Raw genomic sequence first — 18,313 nt, 5'->3', positions numbered from 1 at the left:
AATTACCCATAGACTTTTTCTTAAAAAGTACAACGAATCAGATAAGTTGATGCAAATCAACAAAATATTAAAAAAGATTAAATACTAAGATTGATTTAATCGTCATAGAGAAGGTTAGTTAATCTTATTTGGATTAATAAAGTAATACCAAAAGATTGTATAAACGAAATTCGAAACACGAAAAACGAATTTCGAAGTCAATAATGTCAAGAAATACTAGGAACTAATACCTATTTAAAAATATTAGGGTGACTATAGCTGCAGGGCTCACCTCTTCCCATTCCGAACAGAGAAGTTAAGCCTGCCTGCGCCGATGGTACTGTACTTACGGGAGAGTAGGTCGTCGCCAGTTTTTATTAAAATCCTCAAGATGTTATCTTGAGGATTTTTTATCGAATTATCAGGATGTAAACCTGATTAAAAATACAAAAATATTAGGGTGATTATTACGAAAGGGCTCACCTCTTCCCATTCCGAACAGAGAAGTTAAGCCTTTCAGTGCCGATGGTACTGCTATTGCGGGAGAGTAGGTCATCGCCAGTTTTTATTCTAACCTCAAGATTTATTTCTTGAGGTTTTATGTTTTAAATTTTTAGTTAACTAGAAAGTATTCTGATAATTTTTAAATCATTCAACTAAATATCATGATTAAGTTTCATTCTTATTTTAGGATTAACAAATTAAAAGTGAGCTTGAAGATTTTAAATCAAAAAAATTCCGAACATTTTAAGATGTAATTATGTTAAATGAATATTTTCTTATTTAATGATTAATTACTTAGTTGCTTGATAATAGTCTCAGTTACTTTTTGATAATTTCGGTTAAAGAGATGATTACCACCCAAAGAAATTATATTTTTATTGGTTAAAGTAATTTAATTGAAGGGATAATTTTTTCCATAATCACTTAAAATAATAGATAAATGTAAGTTAGGTAATTGATTAATTTCTGGAATTGTATTCCATTTTCCGCTTACATTTTCAAAAATTAAATTTTTATAATGAATCTCAAGATCAGCAGTTTCATACGGATCTAAAAGAATAAGTTGATGTATTCTGTCTTTAGTTTTTGTAGGAAGTTGATTGATAATAAATGGAATTGCATCAGCGCCAAAAGAATAGCCGATAAATACAACTTCTTGATTTTTGTGATATTTGAACTTTTCTTCCAAAAATTGACTTAATATTTCAGCCGTTTTTTTAGGATCTCTTTCGTTCCAAAAATAAACTTTAGAATTTAATGCATAAATATCATAACCTTTTTGATGTAGATTCTTACAAATTGATTTTGAAAAAGGTCCTAATCCAGCATCTCCACTTAAATAAAACAAGATAGGTTTAGTTTCATTTTTATTTTCCCATATTTTAAGCGGTAAAGGATCTTTGATATCTATATCATCTCCTTTTGTACGAATGATATACAAACCAATTGAAGTGATAATCAATCCAAATAATATGAAATATTTAGTTTTCATCTTGAGTTTTCATAACTTTATTTAACGCTTGTGGAAGTTGAAGAAGTTCCACTTCACTAGCATAAATGATGTATTTATTGATCCAATAACTGGCGTATTTTTCCTTGAAATTGCGCATTGTTTGATATTGTTTAAACGTCCCAATTCGTTGATAAGCAAATTTCATTAGTTGTTCTGCAATACTATTTGGTTTATCTAAACCAGCTAATGGAGTTAAACCAATGTTGATGTATTTCTTTTGATTCTCTTTGGCGTGATTAATTAATGCAATTATCACTGCATCCATACTACCATTTGGCGAATCGACAGTTCTGCGAAACAAATCGTAAGTCATTTCGTCATTTGCATAATCTGGTATCACATTCAGAAATGTTACTACTTTATTTTCTTCATTTCTCAGCGTAATAATAGTCTGACTTTTTAATATTTCTCTGTCAAATTTGCCTTCAGCAAATACAATTTCTCTTTTATCAAATTCTTTTAACCATTCATTTGAAACAGATTCAATTTCATTTAAAAATTCTTGTGTCAAAGGAGGTAGAATAACCTCTGTTTTAAAACCTTTTATCTCTAAAGTATTCAATGCATTTCGCATCGATTTGCGTTCTTTTCCTTGAAGATTAAAGGAATTAACCTCAATAATTCCTTCTTGTCCAATTAATAAATGTTGTTTTTTAAACTTTTTGAAATCAATTAAATCATTTTCCGAAACTCGATAATAAGCAGTTTTCAAACCTTTTGTTTTACAATAATTTTCGAATTCTGAAATTAAATCTGATTTATACTTTGCATCACAAACAACATTATCCAAAACAATAGCAAAATTTAAACCGATTTTATACGCGACAAAACCATTAATATTTGAAGAAAAATAAAGTGTTTTATCATCCATTAATTTAAAATAATCTAATGCTGAATTTCCATATTTTTCGACAATTTCTTCTGCTTCTTCATAGTCCTGAATATCTTTTGTGTTATAATTTTTAGCTCTAAAAAATGCTAAAATCAATAATATCCAAGAACTAAATCCAAAAAAGATATTGATGTCTTTAAAATCTTCGGCAAAGGTTGTTCTCGGAACTAAATTGTTTTCGCTGAATAATAAGAAGTTTTGAAATGTATAATAAAAAGCTTGATTCCAAGAGAAATCTACACCAAAATGACGTTTATCAATGAAATAAAAACTTAAAACATTGAAAATAAAAATTGCAAAAAATGCCATTAAAAAAATAGAGAATCCTTGTCTTAATCGTTTCAAATTTGTTTTCAATGGATATTGATTCCTGCTGTAAATTAATAGCACGATTGTGAAAAATGCGAATCCAGCTTCTTCGTAATCCAATGCTTTGAATATATTTCCAAAAAATGAAAGTATGGCAAATATTAAAGCAAAAATCCATGCAGATTTTAATCCTTTGATGAGATAAGATGAAGTAATCAATAAAGCAATTCCGACAAATAGAATCATCAATTTTGAAAGATGCATGAATTCGATTGGTAAATACAATTTTTCGAAATGCAAACGTTCTGCAAGAGGAGGAGTGATGACTGAAATTATATTAATCATTCCTAATGTAAAAATCATAACAGCAGGAAAAATTCGTGCAAATAGTTTTCTTCCACGCCACATAAAACTCAAACATCCAAAACCTAAAGGCAGCCAAAATTCGAAAACGCGGTACAATAAAGTTGTAGCTAAACCTTGGTTATGAGAATAGCCGAATTGTGTTAAAATATACACCATCGTAAATTCTACAGCACCCAAACCTCTCAAAAAAGGCGAAATAATCATCAATAAAACAGAAATCGTATAAGCCAAAGCTGCTGCATCAAAAGTGGGTTGAATACCTAACGCTAACATTGCGATGTAGACGTGTAAAATCCCAGTAATTTCGATGATTGTTGAAATTAGAATTGTGAGATTAATATTTTTCCTGTCTAAAGAAGCTTCAAAAATTGGATTGATTTCTTCCGTAATCTTTGGAAATTTATTTTCTATAATTTGATAGAATTTATTTTTGGTTTTGAATGAGTTATAAATGAAATAAACTAGAATTAAAATTATGCCCAAAATGACTAATGATATCCACGAATCATTAAAATATTTGTTGACGTAAATACTATAAATAATGATGGGAACACCAATGATGAAAACCGTTAATAATCCAATAAAACCATAAATAGAACTTGCCTGAATGATTTTATTTGTTTCAAATTGTTGCTTTTTGATTTGTTTGGGTAAATAAGCCAAAGAACTAATTCCGCCCGCTGGTAGAAAAACACTGATAAAATTTCGTTTGAGAAATAAATTGACAGCGTCCCAAAATTTAAGAGGTAAACCAACTGCTTTGAAACTTGTGATATACATTGCAGCTTGCAGCGAAATATAGAGAATCGTTATTCCGAAACCGATCAATAGCCAAATAGGTTTTGCGCTTTGAATACTCGGAATAATTTGCATCATTTCTTTGCGTTCGCTTCTGAAAAATACAAATGCGAGTAATAAAATAAGTATTGCTAAAACTTGTTGCCAAGGTATTTTTACATATTTTATAGATTTTGGAAACCTCATGTTTGTATGACATTGTTTAGTTCTATTAATTTATCAAAAAATTAAATATCAAAACTTATGATTTGCTTAAAAATAACTTATATTGAAAATAAAAATAAGATATGGAGACTGGATTAAATTTACGTCAAGCTATTTTGAATGATGCAGATAGAATTTGGGAAATTTTGCAACAAGCAATTGAGAAAAGAAAAGAGGAGGGAAGTAATCAATGGCAAAATGGTTATCCAAATCTAGATGTTGTAAAAAATGATATCTCAAATGGTTTTGGTTATATAATTGAGAATGATAATAATCTAATCATTGGATATGTTGCAATTATTGATGAGATAGAACCTGCTTATACAGCAATTGAAGGAAAATGGCTGAATGATGATCCATATATTGTCATACATCGATTGGCTGTTGCGCAAGATATTAAGATAAAAGGTTTAGGAACTTGGACGATGGATGAGATTGAAAAAATAGCAATTATAAAGAAAATACAGAATATAAAAGTTGATACCAACTTTGATAATATTGGAATGTTGCGTGTTTTTGAAAAGTTAGGTTATCATTATTGTGGCGAAGTTTATTTTGATGGAAGCCCAAGAAAAGCTTTTCAGAAAATTATTCAGAATTTAACATAATTGAAGATTTCAGATAGAATTTAAAAAAACTAAATAATCAAATTGATAAAAAGATTCCTTTTTTGGAATCTTTTTTTATGAATTTATATAGGGTAATTATGTTTAAAATGTAAAATTAATATTTTAACCCTTATTTTTTATAGGGTGTGATTAAAAATAATTGATTTTATTTAAAAATAATCTAATTTTGATAGGGTTAAAATTAAAAACTTATGAAAGTTGGATTAAAATGGAAAGTAGCTTTTGCAATTATAACATTAGTTGCATTCGCTGGATTATTTTGGAAACCAGTTGTAGATATTTCAAATACAGGAGAATTTCTTAGCGAAGAAAATATTGTAAATTCAGATGTCGCCTGGATTTTAGCAGCAGCAGGATTGGTGTTATTGATGACACCAGGTTTATCATTTTTTTATGGAGGAATGGTAGGTAAACGAAATGTTATTTCTACAATGTTGCAAAGTTTTATTGCCTTAGGTGTGATTTCTATTTTGTGGGTTGTAGTTGGGTTTTCACTGTCTTTTGGCGAATCAATCGGTTTTACAATAAATGGAGAGCATTACGGAATTATTGGTAATCCATTAAGTTATCCATTTTTTAATCATGTTGGAGCATTTCCACACAAAGACATGGCATCTACAATTCCATTTGTCTTATTTGCATTGTTTCAAATGAAATTTGCAGTCATTACACCAGCGCTTGTAACAGGTTCTTTTGCTGAAAGAGTGCGTTTTATTTCATATTTGTTATTTATGATTTTATTTAGTTTAATCATTTACACACCGCTTTGTCATATGGTTTGGCATCCAGAAGGTTTATTGAATAAATATTTTGGAGTAAAAGATTTTGCTGGAGGAACTGTTGTTCATATGAGTGCAGGATTTGCTGCATTGGCAGGAGCTTTGGTGATAGGTAAACGTAAAAACAGAGAACACAAACCTGCAAATATTCCATTTGTTATGCTTGGAACAGGAATGTTATGGTTCGGATGGTTTGGTTTCAATGCTGGTTCAGCTTTGGAAGCAAATGCCACAGCAGCTTTAGCTTTCGGAACAACAACAATTGCTTCTGCTTCTGGAATGATGACATGGATACTTTTTGATAGAATTAATGGTCGCAGCGTTTCTGCGATGGGTGCGTGTATAGGGGCTGTAGTTGGATTAGTAGCAATCACTCCAGCTTGTGGGTTTGTTACAATTCCTGAAAGTATATTTTTTGGCTTTATAACTGCTATAGTTTCAAATGTAATGGTTCATTGGAAAGTATTAAAACGAGTTGATGATACTCTAGATGTTTTTGCATGTCATGGAGTCGGAGGAATCATGGGAATGATTTTGACAGCTATTTTTGCACATGGAGAAAATGCAAGCTTATTACATGGAGGGATACATGTGTTTGCACATCATATGATTGCTTTGTTGCTTGTTTCGTTATTTACTTTTTTCGGTGCGATTGCGTTATTTTATATTACGAATAAAATGATTCACTTACGTGTGAGTGATAGAGCGGAGTTCGAAGGCTTAGATTTGTCGCAACACGAGGAAAGTTTGCATTAATTAAACAATAATATTATAAAAAAATCCGACTACTTTTAAGTAGTCGGATTTTCAGTTTATATTAATCCAGCGCGCTTTAACAAAGCGTCTGCTGTTGGTTTATGACCTCTAAATTCTTCGTACAGTTTCATCGGTTCTACAGTTCCACCAGATGATAAAAGTTTATAGAATTTTTGAGCTTTTTCTGGATTGAAAATTCCAGTTTCTTGGAAAAATGCAAAGGCATCTGCATCCAAAACTTCGGCCCATTTATATGAATAATAACCAGATGAATATCCACCTTGAAAAATATGTGAGAAGGATGTACTCATCATATTTTTATCAATTTCTGGATACAACTCTGTTCGTTTAAAAGTTTCTTTTTCAAATTGTTGTAAATCATTAATTTCAGCCAAATCATTCGCATGATAAGCCATATCCAATAATCCAAAACTCAATTGACGAACAGTTTGATAACCTTCCATAAAACTTGAAGAAGCTTTTACTTTTTCAATTAATTCTTGCGGAATAATTTCTCCTGTTTGATAATGTTTTGCAAATAATTTTAAAGCTTCTGGTTCGTAACAAAAGTTTTCGTAAAATTGAGAGGGTAATTCAACAAAATCCCAATAAACATTTGTTCCAGAAAGACTTTCGTACGTTGTATTTGGTAACATTCCGTGTAGCGCATGTCCAAATTCGTGGAACAATGTTGTCACTTCCTGAAATGTCAATAATGACGGCGTGTCTTTCGTTGGTTTTGTAAAATTACAAACAATCGAAATGTGCGGACGTTTGGTGTTTCCATTCACATTAGAAGCATCTCTATAACTTGTCATCCAAGCACCAGGGCGTTTTCCTGCGCGCGGGAAAAAGTCTGCATACAATAAACTTAAGAACGCACCATTTTTATCTAGAACTTCATAAGTTGTTACTTCATCGTTGTATTTATCAATTTTATGAATTTCTTTAAATGTAATTCCATACAATTTTGTTGCGACATCAAAAGCTCCTTGAATCACATTTTCTAACTGAAAATAAGGTTTCAATTCTTCGTCAGAAAGACTGAATTTTTTCTGTTTTAATTTTTCAGCATAATACGCATGATCCCAACGTTGCAATGTTTCAATCCCATCAGTTTCTTTTGCAAATGCAGTTAATTCCTCAATTTCTTTTTCTGCAAACGGTTTTGCTTTCGTTAATAAATCATTCAAGAAATCTAAAACAGTCGTTGGTGTTTTTGCCATACGTTCTTCCAAAACATAATCAGCATGCGTTTTATAACCTAATATTTTAGCACGTTCGTGACGAAGTTTTACGATATTTTTGACATTTTCTTCGTTGTTAAATTCATTATTTTGATAGGCTTTTACTCCATTTGCTCTAAACAATTTTTCTCTTAATTCACGATTTTCTGCGTATTGCATAAACGGAATATAGCTTGGTGCTTGTAACGTAATCAACCAACCTTCGTGATTTTTTTGTTCAGCATCAGCTTTTGCTTGATCAATAGCATATTGAGGCAAACCTTTTAAATCATTTTCATCTGTGATAATCAATTCGTATGCATTAGTTTCAGCCAAAACATTTTGTCCAAATTGCAAAGAAAGCATAGCCAATTGCTTGTCTATTTCGCGTAATTTATTTTTGTCTTCTTCGTTCAAATTTGCCCCATTTCTTGAAAAACCTTTGTATTTTTTTTCTAATAAATAAGCTTGTTCATCTGTTAAATTCAACGAATCCTTTTGATTATAAACGACTTTAATTCGTTCAAATAAATCTTGATTTAAGCGAACATCATTTCCAAATTCAGATAATAAAGGGGAAACTTCTTGCGCAATTTCTTGAATTTCATCATTCGTTTCAGCAGAATTAAGGTTGAAGAAAATAGAAGAAATACGTCCTAATTTTTCACCCGAAAGTTCCATTGCTTCAATTGTATTTGCAAAATTTGGCGCTTCAGGATTCGCAGTAATTGCATCTATTTCTGCTTTTGCTTCTTCAATTGCTTGGATAAAAGCAGGTTTGTAATCTTCAATTTTGATTTTAGAAAAAGGAGCACTTTCAAAAGGTGTTTCAAATTTTTCTAATAACGGATTTGCCATTTATGGTGTATTTTTTTAGTTAAAATATATTTGTTTGAACTCTTTCAAATTCTAATCCAAATGTAAGAAATCTGACAAATCGTCAAATTTAATGTGTGATTAATTTAGAGTTATTTACATTTGTTTTAAAAGTAAACAATTATGAGTGTAGCCTTAATATTCAATCAAAAACCAACAGAAGAATGGCAAAGAAATTTACAAGAATTGTTGCCAGATACGAAAGTTGAAGTTTATCCAAATATCTCAAATCCAAAAGATGTAGAATTTATTGCAACTTGGAAACCGCACAAAAATTATGTGACTGAATTTCCAAATCTAAAAGTTGTACAATCAGTTGGAGCAGGAATTGACCATTTGTTGCATACCAAAATTCCAGATTCAATAAAGGTAACACGTATTGTTGATTCTGCTTTGAAGCAAGAAATGTTTGAGCATGTTTTGGCTTGTGTTATGACTTCAATGAAAAATCTATTGACGTATTATAAAGATCAAGTTCGTAAAGAGTGGAAGCCTACTACTTATCAAAATATCAAGGAAACAACTATTACTATTTTAGGATTAGGTGAAATCGGAAAGTTAGTAGCAGAGCAATTTGTTGCGTTAGGTTTTCAAGTCAAAGGTTGGTCGAATTCGCCAAAAAATATAAATGGAGTAGAATCTTTTTCTGGAAAAGAAGGCTTGAATGCTGCGATTTCTAAAACTAATTTTATTGTCAATATTTTGCCTTTGACAGATGATACAGAAGGTATTTTGAATAAAGACTTTTTTAAAGAATGTTCAGATCATACAGTTTTGGTGAATGTTGGTCGTGGAGCACATTTGGTCGAAAAGGATTTATTAATTGCAATCGAAGAAAAACAAATAAAAGAGGCTTATTTAGATGTTTTTGTAGAAGAACCTTTACCTGAAAATCACCCTTTTTGGACGAATGAAAATATTTATGTAACACCTCATATTGCGAGTGTTACAAATGCAACAACTGCTCTAAAACAAGTTGCAGATAACTATAACAGAATGAAAAATAACGAAGCTTTATTGAATGAAGTTTCATTAGAAAGAGGTTATTAGATATACCAAAATGACGTAAGATTTTGTTAAAAAGACGCATTTATGTTTTTACTTGTCAAAAAAATCTTTTAACATTGTATTTGAAAAAATAAAAGCTAAAAATGAGTGATTATATTCAACTTTATTCAATTGATAATATTTTAAGAACTTACAAAGAAGAAGCAACTGATCGTCGGTTAGCAATCTTTGACGTAGGTCCTGAGAACAATTATTATTTTGTAAAACGAAAACCTTATAAGTTTACGTCGCTTGGGTTGATTTTAATCACAGCAGGAACATGTGAAATCACGGTGAATTTAGAACCAACATTAATCAAACGTGACGATATTATTGTGGTTCTTCCAGGTCAGTTGTTCGAGATTATAGAGCATTCGGCTGATTTTGCTGTTCAAGCAATCTTCATTGATTCAGATCTGATTATTGAAGCTGGTTTTCACGTGAAATCCAATAATTTAGTAGAATTTTTATCGTCCAAATATCCTAAAATCATTTCTTTAGATAAAAAGATTGTACGTGATATGCGTTACAATCTGAACAAGATTAGTAAATACACCATCAAGAACGAAAATATCTTTGCAAAAGATTTGGTTTTACATCATTTTTCGGTCTTGATGTACGAGATGGGAAATTACTACAATCAAGCTGTAATGGCGAAAAGTACAACGAAAGAAGTTAGAAAAGAAGAATTGGCTAAGCAGTTTTTGTATTTAGTTTCAACTCATTTTCGTCGTCAACGTAATGTACAGTTTTATGCAGATGAAATGTTTATTAGTCGTAAGCATTTAACTAAAATCATCGTTGAAGTCTTTAATAAATCACCCAAACAAATCATTGCCGAAGCCATTGTATTAGAGGCAAAGGTCTTGCTAAAGAACCCAAAATATAGTGTTTCTGATGTTGTGACAGAATTAAATTTTATAGACACCTCAGTTTTTAGTAAATTTTTCAAAAATTATGCAGGTGTTTCGCCTACAACTTTCATCGCTTCTAACTAATAATTGATGTAAATCAATGCAAATGTGAAAGTTTTCTAAAAACGTCTTTTTGACATATTATTACGTTTATTTTGCTAACTAATTTGTTAAAATGGATAGACCTTTGTTGCTCAAATTTTAATTGATGCGTCTTTTAGTAGATAATCGATACATGAAATTTGAATGAAAAGAATTTTATGGTGGTAGATTTTACAAAAAAAATATTTGCACATATTTCAGCAATCGGTGGTTATGTGCCAGAAAATAAACGAACTAATTTCGATTTAGAAAAGATTACAGACACTTCTGATGAATGGATTATAAAAAGAACGGGAATTAAAGAACGTCGTATTTTAGAGGAAGGTTTAGCGACTTCTGATATGGCGGTTAGTGCAATTCAGAATTTAATTGATACATATAAAAAAGACATCAAAGATGTTGATGCGTTGATTGTTGCAACTTCTACACCAGATATGTTGATGCCTGCTACTGCGAATATTGTGTGCGAGAAGTTAGGAATAGAGAATGTTTGGGCATTTGATATGAATGCAGCTTGTTCTGGATTTTTATATGCGTTAGACATGGGCGCTTCGTTGGTTGAAAGCAAACGTTATAAAAATGTTTTGGTCATTGGAGCTGATAAAATCAGTGCGTATGTAGACATCAAAGATCGTTCGACAAATATTTTGTTTGGAGACGGAGCTGGAGTAGTTTGGTTAGAGCCTACAAATGAAGAAGGAATTTTGGATGCTTTGTTACAGAGTAATGGAACTGGAAAAGAATTCTTGAATATAGAAGGAGGTGGTTCTTTGTATCCAGCGAGTTCACAGTTGTTGGTTGATGAGAAGCGTTACATTAGACAAGATGGAAAAATTGTATTCAAAAATGCAATTCAATCAATGAGTGATACCTGTGTCAATGTTTTGAAACGCAACGATTTTTCTGTTGAAGATGTAAATTGGTTGGTTCCGCATCAAGCGAATAAACGAATTATTGACGCTGTTGGTAATGAAATTAATATTGAAGAAGGTAAAACTTTAATCAATATTGAGAATTACGGAAACACAATTGCAGCGACAATTCCGTTGTGTATTTGGGAAAATACATCAAAATTAAAGAAAGGAGATTTATTGATGTTGACAGCCTTTGGTGCAGGTTTCTCTTGGGGAGCAAGCTTATTGCGTTGGACAATTTAATCAATAAAAATCATATATTTTTGTTCATAAAGAACGGCAAGAATTTGTCGTTCTTTTTTTATTGTAAACCATTAAATTCTTCACCACACTTCTTGCATTTGAACACGTTTTTGTAGTAAATAGGGTAGACCCAAAATATGATAGAAGATAATAAAGAAAGTAAGCCTTTTCCACCTTTCATTGACTTGTAATTGCTGTAATACTCATTGCTTCCACATTTTGGACAAACAAGAATTTCATCCAAATCATTGGTGTAATTTGAAGCATCAATTTCTTCTAAAACTTTCATGGCACGATCAGTATCTTCTTTCTTAATTTTTACTTTCACACCACCAATAGCATTCGACAAAAACTGATTAATCCCAACCGAATGTTCATCAAAAACAAAAGCATCAATCTGTTCACTCTCTAATTTCGAACGTAAAATATGTGCTTCAATAGGGCTTTCAAATGTTTTTAATGTAATAAGTTCCATGCTAATTGTGTTAAATATTCAATTCAATATCCGATATAAAATTAGTTCTTTTTATCTTAATGTCTTAAATTTTTTAGTAGATGAAAAATGTAATTCAATGTTTATTTTTAATTGTATTGATGATGAATACGACAAATGCGCAAAACCTAAAACAAGTTGCTTATAAAGATGGTTCGCAAAAATTGAACGGTTTAGTAACTGATAACACAACAAAGAAAAGTCCAGGAGTTTTGATTTTACCGGCTTGGAAAGGAGCTGATAACGAAGCAAAACAAGCTGCAATAGATTTAGCAAAAGAAGGCTATATTGCGTTTGTTGCAGATATTTATGGAGAAGGAAACAATCCGAAAGATAATGCGGAAGCGGCTAAAGCAGCAGGAAAATACAAGTCTGATTATGCAGCTTATCAAAAAAGAATTGATTTAGCGTTGAAAGAGTTAATCAAAGCTGGTGCAGATCCAAGTAAAATTGCTGTAATTGGTTATTGTTTTGGAGGAACAGGCGCATTAGAAGCTGCTCGTGCGCAATTAGCTGTTGTGGGCGTTGTTTCTATTCATGGTGGATTAGCAAAAGATGCTGTTCGAAAAAATATTCCTCTTAAAACAAAAGTTTTAGTAGAACATCCAGCTGATGACGAATCTGTAAAACCTGAAGATATTTCGAATTTGGTACTTGAAATGAACGAAGGAAAAACAGATTGGCAAATGATTACTTACGCAAATTCAAAACATACATTTACCAATCCAGAATCACCAGATTACAATAAAGTAATGGCAGATAGAGCGTGGCAACATACATTATTGTTTTTAAAAGAAGTATTGAAATAAAACCATTAATTCGAGTGAAATTATTTTTAGAATTTTGTATCGAGAATAAGGTTTTAGAAGATAAAATTCATCTTAATTCTCGATACAATTTTAAAAAAAACATAATAAGAAATCTACTGAATAAACAACTGTATCATTTCATACCAAAAAGCAGCTGTAAAAAAGCCTATAATAATACTGATTCCAATAATCAAATTGGTTAGTTTGGTGTTGAGTTTAAATTGTTCCGCAATAATACTCGATGTTACTAATGTAGGCATTGCAGCTTCAAAAATAGAGATTTTAGCCACATCACCTTTTATCCCAATTACGATGGCTAAAAGCATTACAACTGCAGGCGCTATCATTAATTTGTAAACCATAGACATCGAAATTTGTGACCATAATTTTCTCCAACCATTAAACTTTAATTGCAGTCCAACTGAAAATAAAGCCAACGGACCTACAGTTGCAGCTAATTTATCGAAGAATGGTTCGGCAGGAGATAAGTCGATAAATTGAGATAAAATCAATGCACTGATACAACCCAAAAATGGGGGGAAAGTAAATAATCTTTTCAAGATAAATTTAGAATCTATTGCTCCAGATCCATTACTTCCTCCTTTTAATGCAGAAACTATTCCGATGGTTGATAAGCACAAAAACATGGTTTGATCACAAATAATCGCAATACTTAAATATTTTTCTCCATAAAATGCTGAGATCAAAGGAAAGCCAATAAAAGATGTATTGCTATAGCCGCTTGCCAATTCCAATGTTCTTCTCGAACGCTCCGAATAGCCTTTTGCTTTGCTGTAGAATTTCATGTAAAACAAACTTCCAACGGCAATAATGACAGTAGAAAAGATAGGAAATAACATTTCTTGCGACCATTCTACTTTTGGTAAATACTTAAACGAGACTGCTGGTAAAGCCAAATATAAGATCCACGTATTGATCCCTTTATGAGCATCAGGATGTATAGATTTTGTTGCTTTAAACACCATTCCGGCGATTATACAGACTGCGATTAATATAAAGTTTACCATTTTTAGATATTTGGAATGCAAAGTTACAATCCCATTTTTTTTTACCCTTAAGATATCACTTTTTATTCAATGCTTATTTTTTATAAAATGGCAAGATTAGATATATTTAATTTATTATTATTGAAAATCACTTTTGAATAACAATTTTCATTTTCCAAAATAGCTGTAAATGGAGTAGGAGTTATTGTATCAGTTGTAGGAAACCAAGTTGTTTTGATAAAATAATTTGGTAATAATATTTTCCCCTCATCTGAGCCGTTTGTGCCAAATCTTTCAAAATCTCCTTTCCAGAATTTAGATGTTGTTTTCTCTTCTAATAATTGATTGGTAGCCTCAATATCAGTTGTAGGTAAGCCAATTTCAGAAATTCCTAAAATAGAATGTTGATCAAATTCTGCATCGTTCTCATAAGCTAAATTATAATGTGTAATCATCTCAGCAAGATTTCTAGCTCCATCATAGAAATAAAAAGATTGTGCATTCCAATTTTCGAACTTTGCAATGTATTGATCAGCATCGGTGTTTAGGATTTTAGTTTTATTTTGTATCCAATCAAATGCCTTTTCGAATTGATTTTTACAAACTAAAAAACTGAAATGATAAATATGTTCTTCGTTCGATTTTATAAAAGTTAATCTTGTCCAACCAACTTGTAAACTAAACTGATTTTCGGTTTCTTCAATTAAATCAAAAGCTAAAATAGTTGTATAAAATGATTTTGTTTTTTCTAGCTCATTTGTAAACAATTGTAATTCTCTTATTTTCATTCTGCGATTTTTTATAAAATTAAATCAACAAAAAAGAAGAAAATAACAAGTTGAATTGATTTAATTAATTGCGTTATAAGAAAACTGTTTAATCTACTTCATACTCCAATAAGGCGAGATATGGATTACCTTTTAACTCAAGAACTTTTGCAAAAGCAGGTTCAGTTTTGTACCCATTCTTTTTAAGTTCGATGATTTTGTTTTTGAATGGTTCGTCAAATTTTTCAAGTAGTTTCGCCTCAATGAGCATATGTCGATAGGCATTTTGTTCGGTTGGAATCTTATTCTCTAAATAAATCTCAATTTCAAACGTATCAATTCTAAAATTACAAGTCAAACAAATTTCGTTATTGTTTATTAATTGATTGATTTTAAATTCAAAATAATGAGAAAAATTCTCGGTTAAATGATTTGTAGCGTTTTCAAAATTAGATGTTTCACCAATAATATCAATGTCACTATTTTCAATATTGATTTCAATGGGAATTGTACCTACTACAATAGGTTTGTATGTGTCAAGTTTTTCTAAAATTTGATGATTGCGCAACAAATGAAACACATTGTGTTGTATTTCATTTCCGTGTTCTAAATAATCAATGGTAAGAAAATTTTGCATCATTTTATTCTCATCATAGTTACCAAAGAAGTAGCAGCATGCGTTTCTTTGTTCGTCGTTTCGTCAACCACAAAAATCTCTGTGCGTATGGTGCTTATCTTTTTTCCGCCTTTTATCACATAGGCTTTTGATAGTAAATAATCACCCAAAGCAGGTCGTAAATAATTCACCTTTAACTCAACTGTTACCACATAACAATCGTCGTCATAGTGAGAAACAGCAGCATAACCAGATGAAACATCAACCAAAGAAGCAATCATAGCACCATTAAACATTCCGTGTTTACGTGTCATCATTTCTTGTTTTGGAATCTTAATCGAAACATAGTCCGTTTCGCATTCGATAAGTGATGCGTTATAAAATTTTAAGGTTTCTGAACGATTAAAACTTGCCTCTACTAATTCTCTTTTTTCTGGCGTCATATAAAATTGCTTTCAACAAATATAGAGATTTGTCGAAAGCAATTTCAGTTATGCAGTTACGTTATTCAAGTTTTCTTCTTTGATAATCGTATTTTGATGTGACAAAATTACTTTATCCAAACCGCGGTAATAATTCCCTTTGTCAACGGTAATCAATAAATTATTTTTCGGAATTTTATTGATAATCTTATTGTTCGGGAAATGTTGTTTCGAGTTTTTGAAGGTAATAAATACATCATCTTCAGTTAGATTTTTGACATCATCTTCCGAAATAATATCAATCAATTCATAAGGTAAATAAAGTTGATCGAAGATATAATGAAACGTTTTAAGGCGTTTTCCGTTCAATTCTTTGCTATGTTGCAAAAAGTTTCTCAATCTATGTACAACAGCGTAGAAATTACCTACCAAAGGCGGTTTGGGAATATTACGCTCGAACAAGCAACCATCAATCAAACTAAGCGGAAGTTTGATATTCAATTCATCTGTTTTTACATTGTATAGATGGCGATAATCCAAACCTCTTTTCTTGAATTCTTCAATAATATGATCTTTTAGCGCAGGAACTTTAATAGGCAATTGTTGATTGATAAAATCGACCAATTTTTCATCTGATATAGGAGCTAAATTAAGCTCAGAAATGTTTTGTGACATACAATAAATAGTTAAAATAAAACAATTATTGTATTTCGATAATAGGGGATTTTTCGTTGTTTTTGGATGAACTCCCGTATTGTTTTACCACCGTGGAGACTCCTCTCGGTTGGTATCGTTTTCTACGATTCGAAATACGGTGTAAAACTACATAAAAAATTGAATATGTAGTAATCTTTTCTAATAATTTTATTTTAAAATGATCACTTAGAATTTTATTCTAAATTGGATATTGTTTCGATAATAAAGTTTTGAATAATTGCTTGATTTGTTTTTTTATATTCTACCATATAGATACATCGTAATACTAGTTCATTTATTCATTTTCCAATTTATCTCTATTCATCAACATTGTTAAACCTATCTCTCTATGTGGTTATAAATTTTATGTTCTGAATTAGATGCGACCATGAAACGAGTTTAGGGTGACGACTTCGCTATTAAAAATCAAGATTTTGAAAATTTTACAAATAATTAAGATAAATTTAATTGTTTGCCGAAAATTATTTTATACATTTGAGTAACAAAGTAATTAAAAAATGAAGTTTACGTGCTTATATATGTCGATTCGCAAACAGGTTTGGAATATCCAGACGTGGGAAAGTCATGTATACTAAAAAGAGATTTTATTTTTTAATATATTTTAGGTTTCCCCGTCGAGTTTCGATGGGGATTTTTTTTGAACAAAAACAACAATTACCAATATAAAATTAAAAACAATGCAAAGTTTACAACAATTAACGATCCCAGTTTGGCCCTTAGAGGACAACACAATCTTAAACAATGTTTCGGTAACATTTCAACTTTTTGGACTTCCATTAGGAACAGCTCCAGTCATTTTGATTAACCATTCCTTACACGGAGATTCAGATTGTACCTATCATTGGGATGGGGTCATGGGAAAAAACAAAGCAATTGATCTTAATGAGTATACGGTAATCTGTATAGATATTCCTGGAAATGGCGTTTCCCAAACCATAAAGTACGACTATATACCACGCGATCACATTACAGCACGCGATGTAGCGGTGTTGTTTTGGTTGACGTTATTTGAATTGGAAGTAGACGAGATTTTTGCCATTATTGGTGCAGACTTAGGCGGAGGATTAGCGTGGGAAATGGCATGTTTGTTCCCGAATAAGGTGCTGAATATTATTCCGATAGCAGCAAGTCTTAAAACAACAGATTGGTTAGTAAAAGAGCCAACAGCTAAAAGCGAATACCTGAAATCTATTTTCTATTCGATAGATATATCACGCAATAGAGGCGATATATTGCAAGTTTCGCAATACATCAAATCAAAAATACATGTGATTTATGTAAAGAATGGAAACTTGTTCAACAAAGCAGAATTAAAACGTTATTACGCCAAACTGCAAGAGTTTAACAAACATGTGCAGTTCCACGAAATAGAACAAATAGAAGATAACGAATTACTAAAAGCAAACATCGATAAGGTTGAAAAAATAGTAGATGGTATCCTCGAAAAAGAATATATAAATAACGTTGCATAAAAACTAAAGCTCCTGCAAGGGAGCTTTTTTTTAGTGAATTTTATATAATATATTAAGAAATAGTCTTCTTGTCTAAATTTATAATTTCTTTGTCTAATAATTCTTTAAATAAATCAATAGTATTATCAATATATTTTCTTGGATTACCAGAAGCAGTTATATAAAATTTGTTTAATTTATTAACTATTTCATTATATTTTAAATCATAATTGTCAGAATCATAACTATCAATAAGAGTCTTATACCAATTTATTGAGTTATGGGTTAATTTTCCATATTTTAAAGGAGTTTTATATTTAAAGAAAGATTTGTATAAGTATTTTAAATCTTTCAAATTTTCATGATTTTCTAATAAATAATACCCGTTGTGCATTTTGATTAATAAAGAATAAAGTTGTTCATTTGATTGAAAATCAGTAAATTGTTTTAATTACAAAACATTTACAATGAACAACTTACT

17 protein-coding genes, 2 rRNA genes and 1 riboswitch are annotated in these 18,313 nt (G+C 30.8%); of the genes, 9 read left to right on the top strand and 10 right to left on the bottom strand.

What is annotated here, in order from left to right; genetic code table 11:
* Window positions 1-244 precede the first annotated feature (244 nt).
* Window positions 245-352, top strand: a 5S ribosomal RNA gene (gene rrf / locus B3I31_RS13130).
* A gap of 83 nt (window positions 353-435) precedes the next feature.
* Window positions 436-543 (top strand): 5S ribosomal RNA (rrf, locus tag B3I31_RS13125).
* A 331-nt stretch (window positions 544-874) separates the two neighbouring features.
* Here the strand turns inward: rrf (B3I31_RS13125) and B3I31_RS13120 are convergent.
* Both B3I31_RS13120 and B3I31_RS13115 read right to left on the bottom strand, forming a co-directional pair.
* A complete protein-coding gene (locus B3I31_RS13120; RefSeq protein WP_291058596.1) occupies window positions 875-1,474 on the bottom strand; it encodes an AcvB/VirJ family lysyl-phosphatidylglycerol hydrolase in 600 nt (199 codons plus the stop codon).
* Window positions 1,464-4,046, bottom strand: a complete 2,583-nt coding sequence (locus tag B3I31_RS13115) for a flippase-like domain-containing protein (protein ID WP_291058598.1) — start codon at window positions 4,044-4,046, stop codon at window positions 1,464-1,466. Before B3I31_RS13115 ends, B3I31_RS13120 begins: the two co-directional genes overlap by 11 nt.
* Window positions 4,047-4,147: 101 nt before the next feature.
* On the opposite strand from B3I31_RS13115, the gene B3I31_RS13110 reads away from it, so the two are divergent.
* Both B3I31_RS13110 and B3I31_RS13105 read left to right on the top strand, forming a co-directional pair.
* Window positions 4,148-4,672 (top strand): GNAT family N-acetyltransferase, encoded by a 525-nt coding sequence (locus tag B3I31_RS13110; protein WP_291088138.1) that lies wholly within the window; start codon window positions 4,148-4,150, stop codon window positions 4,670-4,672.
* 212 nt (window positions 4,673-4,884) lie between these two features.
* On the top strand, window positions 4,885-6,228 hold the full coding sequence (locus B3I31_RS13105; protein WP_291058602.1) for an ammonium transporter: 1,344 nt from the start codon (window positions 4,885-4,887) through the stop codon (window positions 6,226-6,228).
* A 56-nt stretch (window positions 6,229-6,284) separates the two neighbouring features.
* Here the strand turns inward: B3I31_RS13105 and B3I31_RS13100 are convergent, their stop codons facing one another.
* Window positions 6,285-8,312 carry a M3 family metallopeptidase gene (locus tag B3I31_RS13100; RefSeq protein WP_286496346.1) on the bottom strand — a complete coding sequence of 676 codons (2,028 nt, stop codon included), beginning with the start codon at window positions 8,310-8,312 and terminating at the stop codon, window positions 6,285-6,287.
* A 141-nt stretch (window positions 8,313-8,453) separates the two neighbouring features.
* Here B3I31_RS13100 and B3I31_RS13095 point away from each other — a divergent pair, with 141 nt between their 5' ends.
* The 3 genes from B3I31_RS13095 to B3I31_RS13085 all read left to right on the top strand — a co-directional run bounded on the left by B3I31_RS13095 (window position 8,454) and on the right by B3I31_RS13085 (window position 11,550).
* Complete coding sequence (locus B3I31_RS13095) at window positions 8,454-9,380, top strand: 2-hydroxyacid dehydrogenase (RefSeq protein WP_291058605.1); 927 nt, start codon at window positions 8,454-8,456, stop codon at window positions 9,378-9,380.
* Between the two features lie 101 nt (window positions 9,381-9,481).
* Window positions 9,482-10,375, top strand: coding sequence for a helix-turn-helix domain-containing protein (locus B3I31_RS13090; protein WP_038337196.1), 894 nt, complete (start codon window positions 9,482-9,484; stop codon window positions 10,373-10,375).
* A gap of 176 nt (window positions 10,376-10,551) precedes the next feature.
* Window positions 10,552-11,550 (top strand): beta-ketoacyl-ACP synthase III, encoded by a 999-nt coding sequence (locus B3I31_RS13085; RefSeq protein ID WP_280050334.1) that lies wholly within the window; start codon window positions 10,552-10,554, stop codon window positions 11,548-11,550.
* Between the two features lie 58 nt (window positions 11,551-11,608).
* Here the strand turns inward: B3I31_RS13085 and B3I31_RS13080 are convergent, their stop codons facing one another.
* Window positions 11,609-12,025: a DUF2007 domain-containing protein gene (locus B3I31_RS13080; RefSeq protein WP_219035217.1), complete on the bottom strand. Its 417-nt coding sequence runs from the start codon at window positions 12,023-12,025 to the stop codon at window positions 11,609-11,611.
* Between the two features lie 80 nt (window positions 12,026-12,105).
* Here B3I31_RS13080 and B3I31_RS13075 point away from each other — a divergent pair, with 80 nt between their 5' ends.
* A complete protein-coding gene (locus tag B3I31_RS13075) occupies window positions 12,106-12,852 on the top strand; it encodes a dienelactone hydrolase family protein (RefSeq protein WP_291058609.1) in 747 nt (248 codons plus the stop codon).
* Between the two features lie 113 nt (window positions 12,853-12,965).
* Here B3I31_RS13075 and B3I31_RS13070 read toward each other — a convergent pair whose 3' ends face one another.
* The 5 genes from B3I31_RS13070 to B3I31_RS13050 form a co-directional block, all read right to left on the bottom strand.
* Complete coding sequence (locus B3I31_RS13070; protein ID WP_286484376.1) at window positions 12,966-13,880, bottom strand: AEC family transporter; 915 nt, start codon at window positions 13,878-13,880, stop codon at window positions 12,966-12,968.
* Between the two features lie 80 nt (window positions 13,881-13,960).
* Window positions 13,961-14,647: a VOC family protein gene (locus tag B3I31_RS13065; RefSeq protein ID WP_115001181.1), complete on the bottom strand. Its 687-nt coding sequence runs from the start codon at window positions 14,645-14,647 to the stop codon at window positions 13,961-13,963.
* Between the two features lie 88 nt (window positions 14,648-14,735).
* Window positions 14,736-15,263 (bottom strand): DUF4269 domain-containing protein, encoded by a 528-nt coding sequence (locus tag B3I31_RS13060; RefSeq protein ID WP_185144466.1) that lies wholly within the window; start codon window positions 15,261-15,263, stop codon window positions 14,736-14,738.
* Entirely contained in the window at window positions 15,263-15,685 is a 423-nt protein-coding gene (locus B3I31_RS13055) for a PaaI family thioesterase (RefSeq protein ID WP_038337190.1), read from the bottom strand. The genes B3I31_RS13060 and B3I31_RS13055 overlap by 1 nt, the downstream gene beginning before the upstream one ends.
* A gap of 48 nt (window positions 15,686-15,733) precedes the next feature.
* Window positions 15,734-16,339, bottom strand: coding sequence for a hypothetical protein (locus tag B3I31_RS13050; protein ID WP_286496351.1), 606 nt, complete (start codon window positions 16,337-16,339; stop codon window positions 15,734-15,736).
* 48 nt (window positions 16,340-16,387) lie between these two features.
* Window positions 16,388-16,482: riboswitch (SAM-I-IV-variant riboswitch) on the bottom strand.
* 576 nt (window positions 16,483-17,058) lie between these two features.
* Here B3I31_RS13050 and B3I31_RS13045 point away from each other — a divergent pair.
* Entirely contained in the window at window positions 17,059-17,853 is a 795-nt protein-coding gene (locus tag B3I31_RS13045) for an alpha/beta fold hydrolase (protein ID WP_286496352.1), read from the top strand.
* A gap of 52 nt (window positions 17,854-17,905) precedes the next feature.
* On the opposite strand, the gene B3I31_RS13040 is transcribed toward B3I31_RS13045, so the two are convergent.
* Window positions 17,906-18,187, bottom strand: coding sequence for a hypothetical protein (locus tag B3I31_RS13040; RefSeq protein ID WP_219035212.1), 282 nt, complete (start codon window positions 18,185-18,187; stop codon window positions 17,906-17,908).
* Window positions 18,188-18,313 lie beyond the last annotated feature (126 nt).

The organism is Empedobacter sp. UBA3475, from assembly GCF_002378465.1.
GTDB classification, from domain to species: Bacteria; Bacteroidota; Bacteroidia; order Flavobacteriales; family Weeksellaceae; genus Empedobacter; species Empedobacter falsenii_B.
This window is presented reverse-complemented; position numbering and strand designations above follow the sequence as displayed.